Source organism: Companilactobacillus crustorum JCM 15951 (assembly GCF_001434585.1).
GTDB lineage: Bacteria > Bacillota > Bacilli > Lactobacillales > Lactobacillaceae > Companilactobacillus > Companilactobacillus crustorum.
In genome coordinates, this window is sequence record NZ_AZDB01000036.1 from 1 (window position 1) to 21,674 (window position 21,674).

The window sequence follows — 21,674 nt, forward strand, 5'->3', positions numbered from 1 at the left end:
GCCATCAACTTGATTTGACGAACAGCCTATTTTAATTACTTACTTATGTGAACTTACGTTAATTCTATTAATTGCTTTACGCAAGGATACTTGAGCACGAGCAAGATCATCAACGTTGTGTTTTTCTTCAGCAACTTGAATTGTCTTTTCAGCTCTTTGCTTAGCATATTCTGCACGTCTTAAATCAATGTCTCTAGCTCTTTCGGCACTATTGGCGACGATTGATACTAGATCATTGCTAAACTCCAAGAACCCGCCGTTTACAGCGATTGAGTCTTCATGATGAGGCTTGTCTACACGACGAACACGAACTTCATCAATAACCAAAGGAGCAATAATTGGAGCATGGTGAGCCATGACACCAATTTCACCATCAATGGTACTCAAAACAACGAGTTTTGCATGATGATCATAAACAACACCATCGGGAGTAACAATATTGACCGTCATAATGTTTTCAGCCATATTATCTCCTCCTATCGTTAATTGGCAACTGCTTGTTCAGTATTTTCATCTTGGCTATCATCAGCTGGTGTCCAGCCCATCTTCTTAGCTTTATCAAGAACATCTTGAATTCCACCAACACCATTAAAGGCGTCTTCAGGAACATCATCATACTTACCATCCAAGATAGCACGGAAGTCTTTAACTGTTTCTTCAACAGGAACATATGAACCAGGTACACCAGTAAATTGTTCAGCAACACTGAAGTTTTGTGACAAGAAGAATTGAATACGTCTTGCACGAGCAACGACAGTCTTTTCTTCATCAGATAATTCATCCATACCCAAGATAGAAATAATATCTTGAAGTTCGTGATATCTTTGAAGAACCTCTTGAACCTCAGTTGCAACATCATAATGTTCTTGTCCAATAATATCAGGATCAAGTGCAGATGATGATGAAGCCAATGGATCAACGGCCGGATAGATACCTTGTTGTGTCAAACTACGCTCAAGGTTAGTTGTAGCATCCAAGTGAGCGAAAGTTGTGGCAGGAGCAGGATCAGTATAATCATCGGCAGGAACATAAACGGCTTGAATTGAAGTAATTGAACCCTTCTTAGTAGAAGTAATTCTTTCTTGCAATTGACCCATTTCTGTAGCCAATGTTGGTTGATAACCAACAGCTGAAGGCATACGACCTAGCAAAGCTGAAACTTCTGAACCAGCTTGTGTAAATCTGAAAATGTTATCGATAAACAATAGCACATCTTGACCTTCAACATCACGGAAGTACTCAGCAATTGTTAAACCTGTTAAGGCAACACGCATACGAGCACCTGGTGATTCGTTCATTTGACCATAAACCATGGCTGTTTTAGCAAGAACTCCAGAACCCTTCATTTCATAATAAAGGTCATTACCTTCACGAGTTCTTTCACCAACACCAGTAAATACTGAAATACCACCATGTTCTTCAGCAATATTGTGAATTAACTCTTGAATTAGGACGGTTTTACCAACACCGGCACCACCGAACAAACCAACTTTACCACCACGAACATAAGGTTCGAGAAGATCGATAACTTTGATACCTGTTTCAAGAATTTCAGTTGATGTATTTAATTGATCATAAGGAGGTGCTTGACGGTGAATACTATTTCTTGGAAAGTCAGCAGGAAATGCCTTACCTCCATCGATTGATTCACCTAAAACGTTAAACACACGACCCAAAGTTTCCTTACCAACTGGTACGGAAATAGGACCTTCAGTGTTAATAACTTCGGCACCTCTTTGAAGTCCATCAGTAGAACTCATGGAAATAGCACGCAAGGCGCCATCACCTAATTCTAGAGCAACTTCAAGGGTAATCTCTGATCCGTCATTTTTCTTAACTTTTAATGCATCGTTAATTTCTGGTAAGTTTCCATCAATAGCAAACTCAACATCGACAACTGGACCGATTACCTGAATAACTTTACCTTTGCTACTCATTTATTTGGCTCCTTTCTAAACTATTCAAGTGCAGCAGCACCACCGATAATTTCGGTGATCTCTGTAGTAATTTGAGCCTGACGAGCACGATTATAATGTAATGACAATCCAGAGATAAGATCATTAGCATTATCAGTCGCACTCTTCATGGCAGTTACAGAAGCGGCATGCTCTGCTGTTTTTGCATCCATCATTGCTCCTAAAACTAAACACTCAATATATTGAGGCACAATTGCAGATAGAACTGCTTTAGGGTTTGGTTCTGTGATGTATTCAGAAGCAACTTGTTGCTCTTCCGCAGTAACATCGTCAGGTTCTGTCAAAGGCAAAAGCTTTTGAGTAGTGAACTCTGAAACCAAGGAGTTAACGTGATGATTGTGACAGATATCAATTTCATCAAACAATTCTGCTTGATACATTTGTAAAATTGTTTTCATGATTGGTGCGATATCTTCAACTGTTGGAATATCAGGCAAACCACGATACTCATAAGATACATCAAAGCCACGAGCTTTGAAGAACTCTGTACCAGTGGCACCTAAGGAAATAATCGTAAATTTACTTTTATCGCCATTATATTTCTTTTGGAATAGATCCATCATGGCTTTCAAAATATTACTGTTATATCCACCAACAAGTCCACGATCACTTGTAATAACGACATAAGCCGTCTTCTTAACTTCACGAACTTTTAGAAGACTATTCAAACTTAACGGATCAGCAGAATCATCAGCAATCGATAACTCTTTAAATACATCCGCCGCAGTCAAATGTCTAACAATGTCTTCAACCTTTTTTTCATACAATTGATAAGCAATAGATTTCTTTTCAATACGAGAGAGTTTAGCACCAGAGACCATTTGCATGGCTCTTGTTATTTGACCGGTTTTCTTAGTAGAAGAAATTCTTCTTTTAATATCCATAAGGGACTCAGCCATTATTTAAACCTCCTGTATTATTTTTCTGCTTGCTTGCTATCTGAATCTGATTTTGAAGCCAAGAAGTTTTCTGTAAATTCATTTACAGCAGCTTTCATCTTGTCCTCATCAGGTAATGTACCTTTATCTTTGATTGTTTGTAAAAGATCTGAATGGTTTGCATCAAAATATTCAGAAAGTGAAGCTTCATACTCTTTAATATTTTCAACTTCGATCTTGTCCAAGAACCCTCTTGTCAAAGCAAACAAAATCAAGACTTGTTTTTCAACAGGAACTGGTGAGTGTACAGGTTGTTTTAGAACTTCTTCTGTACGACGACCACGATCCAACTTAGACTTAGTTGCTTCATCAAGATCAGAACCGAATTGAGCGAATGATTCCAATTCATGATATGAAGAAAGATCTAGACGTAAAGTACCAGCAACCTTCTTCATAGCCTTAATTTGGGCATCCCCACCAACACGAGAAACAGATGTACCAGCATCAATAGCTGGACGTGAACCTGAGTGGAACATATCACTACTCAAGAAAATCTGTCCATCAGTGATAGAAATAACGTTAGTTGGAATATAGGCTGACACATCACCGGCTTGTGTTTCAACGATAGGTAAAGCAGTCATTGAACCGCCACCTAAATCGTCACTCAACTTAGCAGCACGTTCTAGCAAACGTGAATGCAAGTAGAAAACATCACCGGGATATGCTTCACGCCCAGGTGGTCTACGAAGCAATAGCGAAATTTCACGGTAGGCATTGGCTTGCTTGCTTAAATCATCATAGACGATCAAAACATGCTTGCCGTTGTACATGAAATATTCACCCATTGCAGCACCAGCATATGGTGCAAAATAAAGCATAGGAGCGGGTTGACTAGGACCAGCTTCAACAACGATTGTGTAATCCATTGCGCCATGCTTTCTTAAAGTTTCAACTTGGGCTCTAATTGTTGATTCCTTTTGACCAATAGCTACATAAATACAAATCATATCTTGATCTTTTTGATTAAGAATTGTATCAATAGCAATTGATGTTTTACCAGTTTTACGGTCACCAATGATCAACTCACGTTGACCACGACCAATAGGAACAAGTGAGTCAACGGCCTTCAAACCTGTTTGTAAAGGTTCGAAAACTGACTTACGTTGCATAACACCTGGTGCAGGTGATTCGATAGGTCTTGTTTTGTCTGTCTTAATTTCTCCTAAACCGTCTACTGGTTGACCCAAAGAGTTTACGACACGTCCAACCATTGCATCACCAACGGGAACTTCCATGATACGACCTGTTCTTTTAACAGTATCGCCTTCACGGATTTTATCGTAATTACCTAAAATGATGATACCAACATCATCACTTTCAAGGTTTTGAGCCACACCAAAAGTACCGTCTTGGAATTCTAGCAATTCACTTGCCATAGCATTTTCAAGGCCATTAGCACGAGCAATACCATCACCGACGTATGTAACTGTACCTACTTCATCAACTGAGAGTTCATTTTTATAGTTCTTTAACTGTTCTTTGATCAGCGAACTAATCTCTTCAGTTTTGATGCTCATTCTTTTCACCTCGACTTAATTAATTAACCAATAGCGTCTTTTTAATGTCATTAAATCTCTTAACAACACTACCATCGACAACCTGATCTCCTACTCGGATTATAACGCCACCAATGATAGATGGATCAACTATTTTCGTTAAATTTACTTTATTTACTGAAAATCTCTTCATAATTACAGATTCAAGATTTTTTGATTGATCAGAGTTCAGGTCAATAGTCGTAGTAACTGTAGCCTCTACAATGCCATTTTCTTCATCATATTTTTCAATGAAAGCGTCGGCAATATCGATGATACAATCTATACGATTATTATCGAAAACTAAGCCCAAAAAATCTTGCATTAATTCGCCAAATTGGTTCTTCAATGTATCCAAAATTTTAAGCTTTTCAGTGCGAGAAATAGAACGTCCTGCAAGAGCAAAGCTCAAGCCCGGATTTTCTTCATAGACTTGTTTTAAAGACTTCAAATCTTCAAGCATTTCTTCTATGGAATTTTGTTCTGTGGCTACTTCATAAAGTGCCTTACTGTAACGCTTTCCCACTTGGTTTTTACTTAGTTTCATTTGCCGTCAACTCCTTAATATAAGAGTCGATCAGTGACTTTTGATCATCTGCATTAAGCTCTTTAGAAATAACTTTAGAAGCAATTTCCAAAGATAAGTTAGCTATGTCATTTTGTGCATCTGCCATAGCATCTTCTCTAGCTTTAGCTGCATCAGACTTAGCTCTTTGTCTTAAATCTTCAGCTTCACTATGGGCATTAGAAATGATGGACTTCTTTTGAGTCTCACCGCTTTCCTTAGCCTTATTAACGATTTCCACTGCTTCAGCACGTGAGTTCTTAAGTGCATCTTCACGTTCTTTAGCCAACTTTTCAGCACGTGTACGTTCCTGATCCGCATAATCAAGATCACCAGTGATCTTTTCAGATCTGGCATCCATCATCTTTGTCACAGGTCCCCAAGCAAAATGCTTGACCAACAATGCCAAAATGATGAAAGAAATAAGAATGAAAAGCATATCACCCAAAGCTACTTGATTAGCTCCGAGAACTAACAAATCTGCCAATATTCTTCACTCCTTCCTTTCTAATAAATACATAGACATAAAAAGGCGATTATTTTATATCGCCAAATTTTTGGTTGTATGTATTAAACGAAAAGAATAACGAACGCAATAGCAATGGCAATAATAGGAACAGCTTCGATAAGACCAACACCGATGAACATTGTTCCTCTTAACTTGTCAGCTACTTCTGGTTGACGGGCCATTCCTTCAAGAGTTTTAGAAATAACAAGTCCGTTACCGATTGATGCTCCAAGAGCAGCGATACCAGCTGCAAGAGCTGCCGCAATATCCTTCATAATTTAAAATCCTCCAATAAATGTTATTCTTGTTCCATTTTACGTGAAATATAAACCATTGATAAAGTGGTAAATACGTACGCTTGGATGGCTCCAATAAATACAGAAAAGCCTTGCCATACCATGGCTAATGGCATTGCTGCAACAAATGTCACAGCGCCGAGACTCTTTGCAACAGTTCCAATAAGTGCAAGAAGTACTTCACCAGCAAATATATTACCGTAAAGACGTAGTGACAATGTTAGGAAGTTGGTAAATTCTTCCAGAAGGTTAATTGGTAGTAAGAACTTAACCGGTCTCGCATAATTGGATAAATAACCACCAAATCCAAATTTCTTCACAGCATAATAGTGTGAAAGTAACAATGAAACCGTCGCAAGTCCCATTGTAATCAAAGGATTAGATGTTGGTGACTTTACATATGTGAAACCGCCAACCTTTACTTGGAAGAATAATCCTAATTGGTTTGAAACAAAAATAAATAGGAATAATACAAACGCGTAAAGATTGAATTGTTTACCTGAACCGTCTGGCATTGCCGATTTTACAATACTATTAGTAAAATCAATCATCCATTCTAGTACATTCTGTGCTTTACCAGGTCTCATTGTGACTTTACGAGATAATGCAAACGCCAAAATGAAAACAAGGACTGCAGAGACAAGAACTGACAAGTCATTTGCAACATTGAATCTTAAGCCTAAGAATTCTACAAACTTATACTTATCATCCAATAATAACCCTCCTTTCTTCGCTTATTGAAAACAATTGATACCACAAAATAATAACACTAAATTTTATATATTCAAACAATGAAATTGTTATTTTGTCCCAAATAATCTGTCTCCAGCATCGCCTAATCCTGGGAAAATATAACCACTGTCTGTAATCTTTTCATCCAATGAAGCGGCGTAAATATCAACGTCTGGATGGGCTTCTTGAACAGCCTTAACACCCTCTGGAGCTGCAACTAAAACAACTAAACGCATATGCTTGGCACCACGTTTTTTAAGAGCTTCGATAGCCATGTTAGCTGAACCACCAGTAGCAAGCATTGGATCAACAATGAATAATTCACGTTGATCGATATCACTAGGGAGTTTGACAAAATATTCATGAGGCTTCAAAGTCTTTTCGTCACGATACATACCAATATGACCAACTTTGGCAGCTGGAATCAATTCCAAAACTCCATCAACCATGCCAAGACCAGCACGTAAGATAGGAATAACGGCTAGCTTCTTACCAGCTAGAACCTTTTGAGTTGATTTACCCATTGGTGTTTCTACAACAACATCCTTCAATGGCAAATCACGTGTAATTTCATAAACCATTAATTCACCAATTTCATTAGCAACTTCACGGAATACCTTTGTACCAGTATGTTTGTTTCTAATGATCGTAAGTTTGTGTTGGATCAATGGGTGGTTCAAGACTGTAAATTTAGACATGTTAAATCTCCTTAGTTTTTATAATGTGTGTTTCCAGCTGATTTATTCAACCGATTGCTGTATGCAGCTCCATGACCTTCATCAGAAAACCCTTGGGCTAAAATGTATTGCACATTTTGACTATCCAATTGGCGTAGCCCTGCAAATAAATTACGTGAAGCACTAATAACATCTTTTCCTAATGAATAGGTCGATACGTTCTCAGGCACTTCTTGTAAAATTTCATCAGTAGCCATAACTCCCATCGAAACATTTTTGGCGCCATATTCAGCAATTGCTTGCTTAAAATCGTTCACATCATCAACAATGATGACTTGTGCCTTTGGTGCGTAGTGCTTGTATTTCATACCAGGTGCCTTAGGAACCTCTCCAGCCGACACCTTATGATGATCGCTGTTGACATTGTCAATAACCTTTAACAAGTCATCAGAATCAATCATTCCCGGTCTTAAAATTGTTGGTACGTCCGCTGATAAATCAATGACAGTAGACTCCACGCCGATTTTAGTAGGACCATCATCCAAAATAGCAGCAATTTTGTCATGTAGATCATGATAAACATGCTTAGCTAAGGTTGGACTTGGTTTTCCACTTGTATTAGCTGATGGACCAACAATAGGTTTGCCAAAAGTTTTGATTAAATTCAAAGTAGCCTTATTGTTGGGCATTCTAAAGGCAGCAGTCGTAAGTCCCCCTGTGACTGCCTTGGAAAGTTTTCCGGGTTGAATTGGCATAATAATAGTCAATGGACCTGGCCAAAATGCATTCATCAGCTTCTCAGCTAATGGTTTATAGCTATTATCAGCGTATTCCCAAACCATTTCTGGACTAGAAACATGCACGATCAAAGGGTTGTCACTCGGACGTCCCTTAGCAGCATAAACATCTTTGACTACATCAGGTCTAGTAGCGTCAGCTCCCAAGCCATAGACAGTTTCTGTTGGAAAAGCAACTAACTGTCCCTGGGCCAAGAAATCTGCAGCTTCTTGAATCTGTGTACTCTTGAGTATCTCAGTTTCCAATACTACATCTCCTTTTTAGCTTTTAGATATCGATAATTCCCACTCATATCTTTATGAAATTCTACAACATAATCAGGTAAATTATCATAAAAAATTTGTTTTATGGCATTTTTTTGTCGAAATCCGAATTCCATATACAAAATTCCGTCATCATTGAGGTAATTATCCACCTGCTTGACAATGTTCTCATAAAATTCTAACCCATTATCTTGACCATATAAAGCCAAATCTGGTTCATATTTTATGACACTTGCATCCATATCCTTTTTTTCGGATTCCGCAATATACGGTGGATTGGAAACAATCACATCGAATTTTTGCACAGAAATATCTTTGAACAAATCACTCTGCTCAAAGAAAATATTATTTGTTTGATAATTCTCAGAATTAAGTTTAGCTACCTGAAGTGCTTCTTTCGAGATATCAGTGGCCAATATTTCATCATCTGGAAACTCTAAGCCTAACGTAATCGCAATAATACCTGAGCCCGTTCCAATATCACAGATGTTCTTTTGACTTGAACCGTGATCATCAATAATTTTTTGAACCATTTCCTCAGTATCCTGTCGTGGAATAAGTACATGTTCATTAACAGAAAAGTTTCGATTCATGAAATAAGCATAACCAAGAATATATTGCACGGGTTCATCCATGCCCAATCTAACTAAGCCATCTCGAAACTTTCGCATAATATCAGATGGTACTTCTTCATTCCGATGCAGCTGCAATTGCGTGTAATTAAAGCCACTTAATTCTTCCATTAAATATTGTGCATCTTCAGGAAACTTATTTTGAGCCTTTAACATAGAAAAAGCCCTTTTCAGGGCGTTAGAATAACTTAGCTTCTCCACTTTGAATTTGCTCCAACTTCTTGGTTTGATCATCAACGATTAAAGCATCAATGATTTCTTCAAGATCACCATTCATAATTCGATCAAGCTTGTTCAAAGATAAACCGATACGATGATCTGTTACACGGTTTTGAGGATAATTATATGTTCTAATACGTTCAGAACGATCACCAGTACCGACGGCTGACTTACGTTTTTCATCGTACTCACTTTGATTTTGTGATTCATAATAATCATAAACACGAGATTTCAAAATTTGCATAGCCTTTTGACGGTTTTGTTGTTGTGAACGTTGATCCTGCATGGCAACAACAATACCCGTTGGCAAATGGGTCATACGAACGGCTGATGAAGTCTTATTAATATGTTGACCACCAGCACCAGATGAACGATAGACATCAGTTCTAATATCTTTAGGATCAATATCAATATCAACTTCATCATACTCAGGCATAACAGCCACAGTAGCAGTTGAAGTATGTACACGACCTTGAGATTCTGTTGATGGAATCCGTTGTACACGGTGAGCACCATTTTCATACTTCAATTTTGAATACACACTGGTACCAGTGATCATAACGGCAACATCTTTGTAGCCACCAACCTCAGTGTCTGTTTCATCAATAATATCAAATGACCAATTTTGCTTTTCGGCATATTTACTATACATACTTAACAAATCAGCAGCAAATAAACTAGCTTCATCTCCACCGGCGGCACCACGAATTTCCATGATAATATTTTTATCATCATTAGGGTCCTTAGGCAGCATCAAAAGTGTGATATTATGTTCAACTTCATCTAATTCTTTCTTAGAAGTCTCCATTTCATCTTTTGCCATAGCCTGCATTTCAGCATCATCAGTTTCACGAAGAATCTCGTCACTGTCACTGATACTTTGTTTTAATTCTTTGTAGTGCCTAAAAGCAGCAACAACATCACGCATGTCAGCTTCTTCTTTTGAGTAAGCCATATAACGTTTAGTATCGTTGATAACTTCAGGATCACTCATTAGTTCTTGAAGTTCTTGATATCTTTCAAGCAATGTTTCTAGTTGTTCAAATATTTTATCCAACTTAACTATCCTTTCTTTATATTAATTTTGATCAAGCATTGGAGGATGGTTATAATGCCGACGACAGACAGGATAATACATTTCATTACCGCCAATTGAAATCTGATCGCCTTCATAAACTGGTTTACCATTAGCCATACGCATATTCATTGTAGCTTTTTTTGTACAGAACCAGCAAATTGTCTTCATTTCTTCCAACTTATCAGCATACAACAATAGATATTTAGTACCTTCGAACAATTCATTCTTAAAATCATTCTTTAAGCCAAAGGCCATGACTGGTATTCCCAAATCATCAACTACCTTAGTTGCCTGTAAAACTTGAGCCTCTGTCATAAATTCGCACTCATCAATTAAAACGCATGAAGCATCAGGATTCTGGTCCTTAACAATTTCAAAGACATCCGAATCCTTCTTCAAAGCAATCGCCGAGCGAGTTAATCCCATCCGACTTTTAATCTTACCAGTACCAGAGCGTGTATCTAAAATACTAGTCATCAGAATAACTGACTTTCCTTGTTCTTCATAATTATGTGCCACTTTCAAAATCTCAATCGATTTTCCACTATTCATAGCACCATATTTAAAAAATAATTGAGCCAAATTTACGCCTCCAAAAATATGTCCTTCAAGATTATAACGAAAAAAAGCGCACTTGAACATATCAAACATTTCCCAAATTCAAACAAAATCGGCTAAAATGTGGGTTAGGTGTGATAATATTATTTTAATTAATTTAATTTGGGGTTTTTATTGATGACATTTAAATCAGAAATTGCAACATTAACAGGTAAAACATCATATTTTATTTTAAATAAATTTTTTAATGGTGGTTCTTCATATCCGGGAAAGATTGCTTACAAAATCGATCCAGATATTTTAAAGAGTCTTGGCAAAGATTACGATTTAATTGTCGTAACTGGTACCAATGGTAAAACTCTTACTACATCATTAATCAACAAGATGTTAGTTCAAAAGTACAATGATGTGTTAACTAATCCAACTGGTTCCAACATGATCCAGGGAATCGTTACTAGTTTCGTTACCCATCACAAAACCAGCAAGAAACCTTTAGCCGTACTAGAAGTTGATGAAGCTAACGTTCCTATTATCTGCAAATATATTACGCCAAAATATTTTGTTCTAACAAATATCTTCCGTGATCAAATGGATCGTTATGGCGAAATCTACACTACTTATCAAAAGATTCTTGATGGAATCAAGATGGCTCCTGACGCTACCATCATTGCTAACGGCGATGCCGCAATCTTCTCATCCAAGGAGTTGCCTAATAAAGTTATTTACTATGGTTTCTCTGACAAAGGACACGAAAATGAGGACTTCAAAGCACCAACCAATACTGACGGCGTGCTTTGTCCTAAGTGTAACCACATTATGCATTATCATATGATTTCTTACGCTAATTTAGGAAGCTACTTCTGTCCTAACTGTGGTTTCAAACGTAATGACTTGAAGTATCAGGTAACCAACATTTCTACCCTTTTGCCTAATAAAACTGAATTCGAAATTGATGGCAACAAGTTCCAAATGAATATTGGTGGAAAATACAATATTTATAACGCTTTAGCAGCATATGCAATTGCTTCAGAGATGGGTATTACCACTGAACAGATGCAAAAGGCTTTCGCCTACGATGAAAAAGTTTTTGGACGTCAGGAAACCATTAACGTTGATGGTAAGGATGTTAATATCATCTTGGTTAAAAACCCGGTTGGTCTAAACCAAGTTATCGAAACTGTTTTAAGCGATAAAAAGCCTTATTCTCTAGCCTTCTTACTGAATGCGAACTACGCTGATGGAATTGATACTAGTTGGATTTGGGACGCTAACTTTGAGGATTTCGATTATGACAAATTGCCACTCGTTATTACTGGAGGCAAACGTGTCAAAGATGTTACCTATAGATTTAAGATTGCTGGTTTGGATATGAATAAAAATATTGAAACCTCTGAAATTGAAAATTTTGTTAAAGAAATTCCTAATATTCCAACAGACCGAATTTACGTTCTGGCAACTTACACAGCTATGCTTGGATTACGTAAAGCTTTGAGCGACAAGGGATATATTAAATAATTTAGGACAAAGTAAAAGACTAACAACACAGAATATTTCTATGTTGTTAGTCTTTTTATTTACTTTCATTCAAGAATGAATTCAATATTGTATCTCGACGTTCTAAGAATAATTGGTTATTTGGTCTAGGATGAACCCGATTAGTTAAAACAACCATAGCATTGTGACGTTGATAATCAAGTGCAATGAAATGACCTGTGTATCCAGTATGAAACAGAACACTCCCCGCTCCATCAGGTTTTACATCCCAACCTAACGATCTGCCAGGATTCAAGTCAGTAAAATTATGGTACAAAAATTCTTTATCCGGTTTTAACATATCGGCCGCAAATTTCATAACATCGCCTATGGTAGAAAACATTCCGGCTGATCCACAATGTTTGCCTAATTGACGTGCCTTAGGATCATTGGGAACCCCTTGTAGCATCTGACCTTCAACCACATATGTCGGTACGCAACGACTAACATCCGGTTCAAAAGTAGTATCACGTAACCCCTCTGGTTCTAAAATATATTTTTGAATGGCTGATTGAACTGGCATTTGATAAATCTTCTCAATAATAAGACCTAGGAATATCAATCCAGTATCAGTATAAACGACTTTTTTATTAAAATTATCGGTAACTGGCAGCTTTAACAAAGCTTGAATCAGTTGTTCACTATTTAATGCATCTCGATTAGGTATATAACCATGAATTCCCGAAGTATGTGTAATTAAATGAAATATTTCAATCCGTTCGTCCGAAAAAGTTGGTAAATACTTTTTTATAGGATCGTGTAAATTAAGCTTTTTTTCGTCTATCAATTTTAAAATTAAAGGAACAGTCCCCATAACCTTAGTCAAAGAAGCTAAATCGTGCAATTCATCGCCTTTGAGAGCAGTTATCGTCGGCAACCATGACTTACTACCATAACTATAGTTATTCATCTGAGGCCCATTTATAAACCCAAAACTAGCACCCGGCACAATTTGTTTATTAACCAAATCAATAATTTGTGCTTTTGTTTCTTCAAAATTTGCCATATAACTTTATCCCTTCAATAAAAAATAAAAAAAGAACATGCCTAAGCATGTTCTAATTATATATCTAAGCTTTTTATAAAGCGACATTACCAGCAAATTGTGAGTTGTAAAGATCAGCATAAAAGCCATTCTTTGCCATTAACTCCTCATGATTACCAGTTTCAACAATTGAACCATGGTTCATAACGATAATCTTGTCAGCACCTTGAATCGTTGAAAGTCTATGGGCAACAACGAAACTTGTTCTATCTTTCAATAGTCGTTCCATTGCATGTTGAATATGTACTTCGGTTCTAGTATCAACTGAAGAAGTAGCCTCATCCAAAATTAAAATCTCAGGATCAGCGACAAAAGCTCGAGCAATTGTAATCAATTGACGTTGTCCTTGAGAAATATTTGAAGCTTCTTCGTTCAAGACTGTGTCATAGCCATTTGGCAATTGACGCACAAAATTATCAACGTGAGCTGCCTTAGCAGCTTCAATAATTTCATCACGTGTTGCGTCTTCACGACTATATTTCAAGTTATCATAAATAGTCCCCGTGAAGAGCCATGTATCCTGAAGCACCATTGCATAGTGACTTCTAACTTGTTCACGTGTCATATTACGAATATCCTTGCCACCAATCTTGATTGAACCACCACTAACATCATAGAAACGTTCAAGCAAATTGATAATAGTTGTTTTACCAGCACCAGTTGGACCAACAATAGCAATCATTTGACCAGGTTTAACATTCAAATTATAGTCTTCTAGCAAAATAGGATTGCCTTCGTAACCAAATTTAACATGATCGAGTGTGACCTTATCATCAGTTTCAACGTCTGGTACATCAACCTTAGTATCTTCCATTTCTGGTTCATCTAAAATTTCAAAAATACGTTCAGCTGACGCAACTGTTGCTTGAATAGTATTAGTCAAGTTAGCTAGTTGAGCAATTGGCTGTGAGAATTGATTCATATATTGCAAGAAGGCTTGAATATCACCCAAGGCAATTCCACCATTAGCAACTTGAATACCACCATACATAGCAACGAATACGTACCCTAAGTTATTCAAGAAGTTCATCATTGGCATAACAATACCAGAAATCAATTGTGCTTTCCAAGAAGCCTTGTATAACTTAGTATTCTCTTTTTCAAATTCGTCTACAGATTCCTGTTCATGATTAAAACTTTTAACCACTACATGACCGGAATAATTTTCTTCAACTTGATTATTCAATAATCCTAATGAAGCTTGTTGACGTTTAAAGAACTTTTGCGATTGTGGAGCAATGATACCAACCACAATCAAACTCAAAGGCACTGTTGCCAATGCAATTAAAGTTAATTTCCAACTAATCGTCAACATCATCCAAATAATACCCACAAATGTAACTGTACTAGTTACTAATTGCGTCAAACTTTGTTGCAACGTACCAGCAATATTATCCATATCATTAATAGCACGTGACATAATATCACCATTTGAATGGGCATCATAATAACTGATTGGCAATCTTTGCATCTTACCTTTGAGATCACGTCTCATTTTATAAACAGTTCGTTGAGATATACGAGTCATCACAAATTGTTGAACAAAATTAAAAGCTGCCGATGCCATATACATCAAAACTACAATAAAAATTATATGTTCAATTTTGCCAAAGTTTATTGGTAACTCATTAATTTTCAAACCGGCTTTTTGTTGTGCAATACCTGTCATCAAGCCTTTATAAATCTCAGTCGTTGCCTGACCTAAAATCTTAGGAGTTTTTATTTGGAAAATAGCTGAAGCAATTGCTAAAACTAAGACAACCGTTATACCAACAATATACGTTGACATGTATTTAGCTAAACGACCAGTTGTTTTCCAAAAATTCTTAGGCTTAACAACTACACCTTGACCACGACCAGGACCATGGCTAACTGTTGGTGCAGTTTCATTTTTCTTTTCAGCCATTACTTACCCTCCCTTAATTGAGACTCAATTATTTCTTGGTAAGTCTTATTATTTTCTTTTAATTCTTGATGCGTTCCAAGACCAACCATCTTACCGTCGTCAAGGACAACAATTTGATCGGCATCAGCAACAGTTGAGATACGTTGACCAACAATAACTACAACTGCTTTACTGATTTTCTTATCGTTTTTCAAGGCTGTTCTCAAATTCAAATCCGTCTTGAAATCGAGGGCTGAGAACGAATCGTCAAAGACATAAATAGAAGCATCTTTGACCAAGGCTCGGGCAATTGCCAAACGTTGTTTTTGACCACCAGAGAAATTATCTCCGCCTTGTTCAACTTCGCCATCTAACTGGCCATCAAGTTCTTTAACAAAATCAGCTGCCTGAGCAATTTCTAGAGCATGCCAAATTTCATCATCGGTTGCTCCAGGTTTTCCATAGGCCATATTATCGCGAATTGTTCCTTTAAATAAGAAGGCCTTTTGTGGAACCATCGAAACACGATCATTGATGTCTTCAGTACTCAAAGCTTTTACGTCAGTTCCATTTAAACTAACAACACCTGTACCAGCATCATAAAAACGTGGAATCAAATTGATCAGCGTACTTTTACCAGAACCAGTACCCCCGATAATAGCCAAGGTTTGTCCTTGAGTAACTTTGAAATTCAAATTAGCTAAAGCCAATTTTTCGGCCCCATGATATCTGAAATTGACATCATTAAAGCTAAGTGATGGTTCATCTTTGACCTTGGCTGGCTTAGCAACAACATCAATCTTACTTTCAGTTTCAAAAACTTCTTGAATACGCGCTGCTGAAGCCGAAGCACGAGGTACAAAAACAAACACCATTGAAAGAATCATAAAACTCATTAAAATTTGCATAGCATAAGTCATAAAAGCAATCATGTTACCAATTTGCATTGACTGATTAGCAATATAATGAGCACCTAACCAGGTGATACCAACATTAGTTCCACTCATTACCAATGTAACGACTGGGAACATAACTGCGACGATACTAAATACCTTTACCGCGTTGTTAGTATAGTCAGCATTCGCTTCCTTGAAACGATTCTGTTCGAAAGCATCTTGTCTGAACGCACGAATAACACGTACCCCAGTTAAACCTTCACGGAAAACCAAATTCAATCGATCAGTTTTCTTCTGCATAGCTTTAAATAATGGAACGGCAAAATACATTACTAATCCGACAATAACAATTAGAATGGGAATAGAGATCAAGAAAATTTTTGTCATTTCAGCATTCTTTTGATACGCCATAAAACTGGCACCAATTAACATAATAGGCGCCATAATCATCATTCTTAACATCATGATCATAACGTTTTGTATTTGAATAACATCATTGGTTGTTCTAGTAGTTAATGATGACGTTTCGAACTTGTCAAATTCATCATGTGTAAAGTACAATATTTTTTTAAACAAATCGGATCTTAATTTACGACCTAATCCTTGTGACGCCTGTGACGCCATCAAAACATTTCCAAAGGCTGCTACAGCCGTTATAAGCGATACAACGACCATCTCAATACCAGTATGTATAATGTAGTCAGTATCACCGGTAATAACACCTTTGTTAACAATGTCAGATGTCAGATTTGGAATATATAACGTTGCAACAACTTGGAAAATCATAAAAATGACCGCTCCAAGAACTTGCCAACTATTGATCCTACCACGAGCAATCTTAAACATTTATTCACTTCCTTTAAACTCACTAATAGCATTATAGTATTAAAGCACTAATCACTAAATAATTCTAATAATTATTTCGAAAAAGGCGGTTTTTAATGAACAATACTAAAAGTACTTATCAACCTATAAAAGTTATACTTCACATTATAGCCTTTTTAGTTTTATTTTTAATAGAACAACTCCCATTAAGTATCTTAACTTTAACAAAAAAAGAACTGGGCAACCAATACGCTTCTTACCTAAAGCTGGCACCAATCGCCACTATTGTGCTATTAGTCATATCGGCAACCATTATAATTTTAACTTTCAAAAAAATCCAAAAATTTCCTACTCAAAAATTTACTAAAAAAACATGGATAATTATAATTATCGCCGTTATTCTTACACTCATGATTAATTTAACTACTCTTCCCTTTATGAAAAGTACTAATGACAATGTTGATGCATTAAAATTAGTTGCCAATAATAGTATAATTTTGCTTATCTTTTTTACTATTTTTGTAGCACCAATTTTAGAAGAAGTCATCTTTCGCGGTATCTTTATGAATTGGTTCTTCATTAATAGTCCATTAATTTCAGTTTTGACCAGTGGCTTAATTTTTGGATACGTACACGCACCTTTTGATGCAAATACCGATTGGATTTATGCCTTATCAAAAATTTTACTAGGAATTGTCCTCGCTGGCGTCTATTATCGAACTAAAAATATTAAAGCAAATATTACTGTTCATTTTTTAAATAACTTTTTAGCAATACTAGTTGGAGCCATTGTCTCGGGGGTAATTATTTTATGAAAAATAATCAAAAGAAATTCAATGAAATCTACCAAGATCTCTTACGAAGAATCGTTATGTTTGGCGTATTATCAATGCTCTTGATGGCGAGCGCCCGTGTCACTGGTTGGATAATTATGGAATATGCTGGCTTTGCTAGTGCCATATACACTATCGTCTTAATCGGCATGCTAATTTACGTTTTAGTAATTAAAACTAAAGATGCTAATAATAAAAGGAAATAATTGTAATAAATACTAAGATTAATATTGACAGAGATGTAGGTTTTCAGTTAAAATCATGAGTGTTGTTTTAATTGCCCGTTGGTCAAATGGTTTAAGACGCCACCCTCTCAAGGTGGAGTTATGGGTTCGATTCCCATACGGGTGATAATATGGTTTCGATACGTTTCAATAAACCTTGGAATCGCTGACTTAAAGGCATTTTTGAAGTTTATAGTTTCGATACATTTTCATATGGCTCAAAAAAAGTGAGCCACAAAAAGTATTTATATTTTGACGTTTGAACACCGACTTGATCGGTGTTTTTTTTATTACTAAATTATAGAAGGAATCTTTTTATGAGTTATATTGCTAATTTTACTAACATTTATCACAATTTAATATCGTTAATTGCTTCGCTTGCAACTATTATCATTGCTTTTTTAGCATATCAAACTAGTAAAAAAACATACAATAACTCCCTACCAAATCTTATATTCAATGATAAAACACCTATATTTATCTCAAACAATGAACATAATAGTTTTCAATTTAAAACTACCCTCCTAAATAATGGAAAAGGTACTATTATGTGGGGACTTGTTTTTTTAAAAATTAAAGACAGAAAAAATGTATATATTTCTCAACCAATATTTAATTTAAAAGAAAAGCAAACTGTTGAAATCACCATACACGATACCCTAAGTAATATTGCCGACAAAGAATCCATATACTCCGATAAAGTAATATCATCTTTTATATATTATAAGGATAGTTTTAATAATAAATTTTACATGGATCTTTTAAAAAGGGATCCTGAGCTAATTAGCTTTTATAACACTCAAGACAGATTAACTTTATTTAAATCGATTAAAGTAAAATTTTTGATTCATCAATCAAAAAAATATAAAAAGAATTATATTAATTTAACAGACGTGGAACTTAATAGTAAACCTCTGAAATCAGGTCCTTTGCCCGGCCAACTTACATGAGATATATTAATGGACCGAACTGGCAAACCTATCTATTTGAATCGAGTTGACATATATACAAAAAATTCGACAAAATAATTTCAAAATTAAAGAAGATTTGATGTGGATTAAAAATCCGTATCAAATCTTCTTTGTAATCTCTTTTAAAACTAATCGTCGCCTGCCGTCATTTGACGTTTAGCAATTATCTCACTATCCAAGAACCAATAATTATGGACATCTTCGCCCATTGAAGAGAACGGAATTGGCTTTTTCCCAGCTTCAATAACTTTTTCACGTAAATAATCTCTAAAAATAAATGGGTCATTATATGATTTCTGTGACAAAGCAAACAACTTATCAAGTTTTACTAAACTAATATTCAAATCAGATGCTACCTGCTCTTTGGTAAGACCGGTAAGTTTAAAATTTGCCCATATTTCACGACGTGTATCTTCAAATTGCTGTGGAGTTAATGACATTATTTAATCATTCCCTTTGGATATTTTATATGAATCAAATGAAGTTTAGCACGTCTTCTTTTTTTAGCAATTATTTTGATCTGGGTACTTAAATTTTTGAGTTACTAACAAACATGGTAAAATATTATCCATTAAATTAGGAGGCTTCTCCATGAACATAAAAAACATCAATAAACCAAGTACTCTTCTAATTGAACAATTATTAAGCATCTGGGAAAAATCCGTAAAAGCTACACACAAATTTTTATCTGATACTGAAATTGAAAAAATAAAGGAGTACGTTCCTGAAGGTTTACGAAACGTATCTCACCTAATCATTATTACAGACGACGAGGATTCACCGATTGCTTTCATGGGTATTGAGAACAAATTAATTGAAATGCTCTTTGTTTCACCGGATCAAAGGGGACATGGCTTGGGAACTATGCTTATCAATTATGGTATTGAAAATTATGCTATCAACAAAGTAAACGTTAATGAACAAAATCCCATAGCTAAAGGTTTTTATGAACATCTTGGCTTTAAAGTTTATCGTCGATCTGAAACTGACGAACAGGGTAATCCCTACCCCATTCTTTATATGAAGAAATAATACTTACAAGAGCTATAACTGAGTCCACTAATAAATTAATGATATGCTGTTAGAATAAAGTATTTTGTCTAAATATTAATCAAGAAAGGAATTACAAATTGGCATTTAAAACACCCTTAGCCGACCTAATGCGACCAGAAAATCTCGATGAAATGGTTGGTCAACAAGAATTACTAGCTGAAGGTCAACCTTTGCGGCAAATAATTGACCAACATGTAAATATCCCATTATTGTTATGGGGTCCACCTGGCACTGGAAAAACTACTTTGGCTAAAATTATCGCCAAACAAAATAACTATCCTTTTGAAGCTTTTAATGCCTCAACTGATAACAAGGCTAAGTTGACAAAATTAATTGGCCAGTATCCTGATGATTCATTTGTTTTATTAATTGATGAAATTCACCGTATGACCAAAACGCTCCAAGATTTCTTGTTGCCATATTTAGAAAATGGTCACATTATGCTTATCGGATCTACCACTGAAAATCCTATCATGTCAATTGTGCCCGCTATTCGATCTCGATCACAAATTTTTGAATTTAAATCTCTCAGTGATGAGGATATCGAAGCTATGCTAAAACGTGCTGTTGCAAAAGTTTACAAACTAACTGATCAACAAGTTGAAGCTGAAGCTTTGCATTTAATCGCCATTTCTGCTGATGGGGATTTAAGAATTGCTCTAAACACCCTAGAAACTATCCACGCCATTAATTCAAAGGAAATCACTGCCAGCAATGTGAAAAGATTTGCTCAACAGCAACACTTTAATTATGATAAAAAAGCTACTAAGCATTATGATTACCTTTCCGCCTACTCTGACTCTATGGCTGGTTCTGATACAGATGCAGCTTTATATTATTTGGCAGTCCTATTGAAGAATAACGATCTTCCCTCCGTAGTCCGTAGATTACGTGAGATTCCATACACTTATATTGGCTTAGCTAATCCACAACAAGTTACTCAAATAGTGGTCGCTGCCAACCAAGCTGAAAAGATTGGCATGCCTAAAGCTAAATATCCGTTAATGTTTGCTACTATGCTAATGTGTATTTCACCCAAATCCGGGTCATTCGATGAGACTTGGGAAATGTTGGATAAAGACACTGAGCACCCAAACGAACATCCTATGCCTAAGGGTTTACGGGACATGCATTACAAACACTCTGAGGAAATTACTGGTGGTGGCTTAATCGATTCACCATTTGCTGCCCCTCATCAAATTGCTCAACAAAACTATATGCCTAAAGGGTTGAATGGCCGGAGATACTATCATCCCAAGGACAATAAGAATGAAAAGATACTCGGAGAACAATACTTAAAATTGCATCGTTTTATTTACAATGAAGATTATGACGATTCTAAATAAAATTTTTCCACGTAAAAAGACCAGTACGCCGACTATTTTAATAGTTATCATACTGATCTTTTTTTGTTTAAAAACTAATTTTTAATTATTGATGTCTCCAAGTTTATTAATAAGATCCTCCAAATCCGATTGAGAATGTTCTAAAGAATCGACCATAGTAGCGGTAGTTTTTTGTAATTGCTTATAAAATATCTCTTTATGATTAAACTCGCGCTGCTTTTCTAAAATAAATTGTAAAGTATCATCGTGACACTCTGAAGGAGAGCGTAAAATATCTTGTGTAAATGC

Annotated in this window: 24 protein-coding genes and 1 tRNA gene; 7 read left to right on the forward strand and 18 right to left on the reverse strand. The window is 36.0% G+C overall.

The genetic code is table 11. The features are described 5' to 3' along the window. Window positions 1-39 precede the first annotated feature (39 nt). From FD26_RS08895 to FD26_RS08955, 13 genes are all read right to left on the reverse strand, one after another. Window positions 40-465: a F0F1 ATP synthase subunit epsilon gene (locus FD26_RS08895; RefSeq protein ID WP_057868083.1), complete on the reverse strand. Its 426-nt coding sequence runs from the start codon at window positions 463-465 to the stop codon at window positions 40-42. A gap of 17 nt (window positions 466-482) precedes the next feature. Then, window positions 483-1,937 carry a F0F1 ATP synthase subunit beta gene (atpD, locus tag FD26_RS08900; protein ID WP_057868084.1) on the reverse strand — a complete coding sequence of 485 codons (1,455 nt, stop codon included), beginning with the start codon at window positions 1,935-1,937 and terminating at the stop codon, window positions 483-485. Between the two features lie 20 nt (window positions 1,938-1,957). Then, on the reverse strand, window positions 1,958-2,875 hold the full coding sequence (locus FD26_RS08905) for a F0F1 ATP synthase subunit gamma (protein ID WP_057868085.1): 918 nt from the start codon (window positions 2,873-2,875) through the stop codon (window positions 1,958-1,960). Window positions 2,876-2,892: 17 nt separating this feature from the next. Further along, window positions 2,893-4,431: a F0F1 ATP synthase subunit alpha gene (gene atpA, locus FD26_RS08910; protein ID WP_057868086.1), complete on the reverse strand. Its 1,539-nt coding sequence runs from the start codon at window positions 4,429-4,431 to the stop codon at window positions 2,893-2,895. Between the two features lie 19 nt (window positions 4,432-4,450). After that, window positions 4,451-4,996 (reverse strand): ATP synthase F1 subunit delta, encoded by a 546-nt coding sequence (atpH, locus tag FD26_RS08915; RefSeq protein ID WP_057868087.1) that lies wholly within the window; start codon window positions 4,994-4,996, stop codon window positions 4,451-4,453. Next, window positions 4,983-5,504: a F0F1 ATP synthase subunit B gene (atpF, locus tag FD26_RS08920; RefSeq protein WP_103429351.1), complete on the reverse strand. Its 522-nt coding sequence runs from the start codon at window positions 5,502-5,504 to the stop codon at window positions 4,983-4,985. The genes atpH and atpF overlap by 14 nt, the downstream gene beginning before the upstream one ends. A gap of 80 nt (window positions 5,505-5,584) precedes the next feature. Continuing rightward, window positions 5,585-5,797, reverse strand: a complete 213-nt coding sequence (gene atpE, locus FD26_RS08925) for a F0F1 ATP synthase subunit C (protein ID WP_010020175.1) — start codon at window positions 5,795-5,797, stop codon at window positions 5,585-5,587. Between the two features lie 23 nt (window positions 5,798-5,820). Then, the gene (atpB, locus tag FD26_RS08930) at window positions 5,821-6,531 is read right to left on the reverse strand and encodes a F0F1 ATP synthase subunit A (RefSeq protein WP_057868088.1); all 711 of its coding nucleotides are present in this window, start codon (window positions 6,529-6,531) and stop codon (window positions 5,821-5,823) included. An 87-nt stretch (window positions 6,532-6,618) separates the two neighbouring features. After that, entirely contained in the window at window positions 6,619-7,248 is a 630-nt protein-coding gene (gene upp, locus FD26_RS08935; RefSeq protein ID WP_057868089.1) for a uracil phosphoribosyltransferase, read from the reverse strand. Between the two features lie 11 nt (window positions 7,249-7,259). Next, window positions 7,260-8,270: an L-threonylcarbamoyladenylate synthase gene (locus FD26_RS08940; protein WP_057868090.1), complete on the reverse strand. Its 1,011-nt coding sequence runs from the start codon at window positions 8,268-8,270 to the stop codon at window positions 7,260-7,262. 2 nt (window positions 8,271-8,272) lie between these two features. Continuing rightward, the gene (gene prmC / locus FD26_RS08945) at window positions 8,273-9,154 is read right to left on the reverse strand and encodes a peptide chain release factor N(5)-glutamine methyltransferase (RefSeq protein WP_082596274.1); all 882 of its coding nucleotides are present in this window, start codon (window positions 9,152-9,154) and stop codon (window positions 8,273-8,275) included. After that, window positions 9,099-10,196 carry a peptide chain release factor 1 gene (gene prfA / locus FD26_RS08950; RefSeq protein ID WP_057868092.1) on the reverse strand — a complete coding sequence of 366 codons (1,098 nt, stop codon included), beginning with the start codon at window positions 10,194-10,196 and terminating at the stop codon, window positions 9,099-9,101. Before prfA ends, prmC begins: the two co-directional genes overlap by 56 nt. Window positions 10,197-10,217: 21 nt before the next feature. Continuing rightward, window positions 10,218-10,799 (reverse strand): thymidine kinase, encoded by a 582-nt coding sequence (locus FD26_RS08955; protein WP_057868093.1) that lies wholly within the window; start codon window positions 10,797-10,799, stop codon window positions 10,218-10,220. 153 nt (window positions 10,800-10,952) lie between these two features. On the opposite strand from FD26_RS08955, the gene FD26_RS08960 reads away from it, so the two are divergent. Beyond that, the gene (locus tag FD26_RS08960) at window positions 10,953-12,290 is read left to right on the forward strand and encodes a Mur ligase family protein (protein ID WP_057868094.1); all 1,338 of its coding nucleotides are present in this window, start codon (window positions 10,953-10,955) and stop codon (window positions 12,288-12,290) included. 55 nt (window positions 12,291-12,345) lie between these two features. On the opposite strand, the gene FD26_RS08965 is transcribed toward FD26_RS08960, so the two are convergent. The 3 genes from FD26_RS08965 to FD26_RS08975 all read right to left on the reverse strand — a co-directional run bounded on the left by FD26_RS08965 (window position 12,346) and on the right by FD26_RS08975 (window position 16,980). Continuing rightward, window positions 12,346-13,314 (reverse strand): serine hydrolase domain-containing protein, encoded by a 969-nt coding sequence (locus FD26_RS08965; RefSeq protein ID WP_057868095.1) that lies wholly within the window; start codon window positions 13,312-13,314, stop codon window positions 12,346-12,348. Between the two features lie 73 nt (window positions 13,315-13,387). Continuing rightward, a complete protein-coding gene (locus FD26_RS08970) occupies window positions 13,388-15,259 on the reverse strand; it encodes an ABC transporter ATP-binding protein (RefSeq protein WP_057868096.1) in 1,872 nt (623 codons plus the stop codon). Then, entirely contained in the window at window positions 15,259-16,980 is a 1,722-nt protein-coding gene (locus tag FD26_RS08975) for an ABC transporter ATP-binding protein (RefSeq protein ID WP_057868097.1), read from the reverse strand. The genes FD26_RS08970 and FD26_RS08975 overlap by 1 nt, the downstream gene beginning before the upstream one ends. Window positions 16,981-17,075: 95 nt before the next feature. On the opposite strand from FD26_RS08975, the gene FD26_RS08980 reads away from it, so the two are divergent. From FD26_RS08980 to FD26_RS08995, 4 genes are all read left to right on the forward strand, one after another. After that, window positions 17,076-17,774 (forward strand): CPBP family intramembrane glutamic endopeptidase, encoded by a 699-nt coding sequence (locus tag FD26_RS08980; RefSeq protein ID WP_057868098.1) that lies wholly within the window; start codon window positions 17,076-17,078, stop codon window positions 17,772-17,774. Further along, window positions 17,771-17,998: a hypothetical protein gene (locus FD26_RS08985; RefSeq protein WP_057868099.1), complete on the forward strand. Its 228-nt coding sequence runs from the start codon at window positions 17,771-17,773 to the stop codon at window positions 17,996-17,998. The genes FD26_RS08980 and FD26_RS08985 overlap by 4 nt, the downstream gene beginning before the upstream one ends. Before the next feature lie 72 nt (window positions 17,999-18,070). Continuing rightward, a tRNA-Glu gene (locus FD26_RS08990) sits at window positions 18,071-18,143 on the forward strand. A 190-nt stretch (window positions 18,144-18,333) separates the two neighbouring features. Further along, complete coding sequence (locus tag FD26_RS08995) at window positions 18,334-18,966, forward strand: hypothetical protein (protein ID WP_057868100.1); 633 nt, start codon at window positions 18,334-18,336, stop codon at window positions 18,964-18,966. 149 nt (window positions 18,967-19,115) lie between these two features. On the opposite strand, the gene FD26_RS09000 is transcribed toward FD26_RS08995, so the two are convergent. Then, window positions 19,116-19,427, reverse strand: coding sequence for a DUF2316 family protein (locus FD26_RS09000; protein WP_057868101.1), 312 nt, complete (start codon window positions 19,425-19,427; stop codon window positions 19,116-19,118). 151 nt (window positions 19,428-19,578) lie between these two features. Between FD26_RS09000 and FD26_RS09005 the strand changes: the two genes are divergently transcribed. Next, window positions 19,579-20,019 (forward strand): GNAT family N-acetyltransferase, encoded by a 441-nt coding sequence (locus tag FD26_RS09005; protein ID WP_057868102.1) that lies wholly within the window; start codon window positions 19,579-19,581, stop codon window positions 20,017-20,019. A 98-nt stretch (window positions 20,020-20,117) separates the two neighbouring features. Then, entirely contained in the window at window positions 20,118-21,386 is a 1,269-nt protein-coding gene (locus FD26_RS09010; RefSeq protein ID WP_057868103.1) for a replication-associated recombination protein A, read from the forward strand. 81 nt (window positions 21,387-21,467) lie between these two features. On the opposite strand, the gene FD26_RS11325 is transcribed toward FD26_RS09010, so the two are convergent. Further along, window positions 21,468-21,674: hypothetical protein (locus tag FD26_RS11325; protein ID WP_235526719.1), on the reverse strand; the 207-nt coding region annotated here is incomplete at its 5' end.

Bases quoted from the DNA above. Each gene is read 5' to 3' on its own strand.
- FD26_RS08895 (WP_057868083.1), bottom strand. From the start codon at position 465: ATGGCTGAAAACATTATGACGGTCAATATTGTTACTCCCGATGGTGTT.
- atpD (WP_057868084.1), bottom strand. From the start codon at position 1,937: ATGAGTAGCAAAGGTAAAGTTATTCAGGTAATCGGTCCAGTTGTCGAT.
- FD26_RS08905 (WP_057868085.1), bottom strand. From the start codon at position 2,875: ATGGCTGAGTCCCTTATGGATATTAAAAGAAGAATTTCTTCTACTAAG.
- atpA (WP_057868086.1), bottom strand. From the start codon at position 4,431: ATGAGCATCAAAACTGAAGAGATTAGTTCGCTGATCAAAGAACAGTTA.
- atpH (WP_057868087.1), bottom strand. From the start codon at position 4,996: ATGAAACTAAGTAAAAACCAAGTGGGAAAGCGTTACAGTAAGGCACTT.
- atpE (WP_010020175.1), bottom strand. From the start codon at position 5,797: ATGAAGGATATTGCGGCAGCTCTTGCAGCTGGTATCGCTGCTCTTGGA.
- upp (WP_057868089.1), bottom strand. From the start codon at position 7,248: ATGTCTAAATTTACAGTCTTGAACCACCCATTGATCCAACACAAACTT.
- prmC (WP_082596274.1), bottom strand. From the start codon at position 9,154: ATGATCAAACCAAGAAGTTGGAGCAAATTCAAAGTGGAGAAGCTAAGT.
- FD26_RS08960 (WP_057868094.1), top strand. From the start codon at position 10,953: ATGACATTTAAATCAGAAATTGCAACATTAACAGGTAAAACATCATAT.
- FD26_RS08965 (WP_057868095.1), bottom strand. From the start codon at position 13,314: ATGGCAAATTTTGAAGAAACAAAAGCACAAATTATTGATTTGGTTAAT.
- FD26_RS08970 (WP_057868096.1), bottom strand. From the start codon at position 15,259: ATGGCTGAAAAGAAAAATGAAACTGCACCAACAGTTAGCCATGGTCCT.
- FD26_RS08975 (WP_057868097.1), bottom strand. From the start codon at position 16,980: ATGTTTAAGATTGCTCGTGGTAGGATCAATAGTTGGCAAGTTCTTGGA.
- FD26_RS08980 (WP_057868098.1), top strand. From the start codon at position 17,076: ATGAACAATACTAAAAGTACTTATCAACCTATAAAAGTTATACTTCAC.
- FD26_RS08985 (WP_057868099.1), top strand. From the start codon at position 17,771: ATGAAAAATAATCAAAAGAAATTCAATGAAATCTACCAAGATCTCTTA.
- FD26_RS08995 (WP_057868100.1), top strand. From the start codon at position 18,334: ATGAGTTATATTGCTAATTTTACTAACATTTATCACAATTTAATATCG.
- FD26_RS09000 (WP_057868101.1), bottom strand. From the start codon at position 19,427: ATGTCATTAACTCCACAGCAATTTGAAGATACACGTCGTGAAATATGG.
- FD26_RS09005 (WP_057868102.1), top strand. From the start codon at position 19,579: ATGAACATAAAAAACATCAATAAACCAAGTACTCTTCTAATTGAACAA.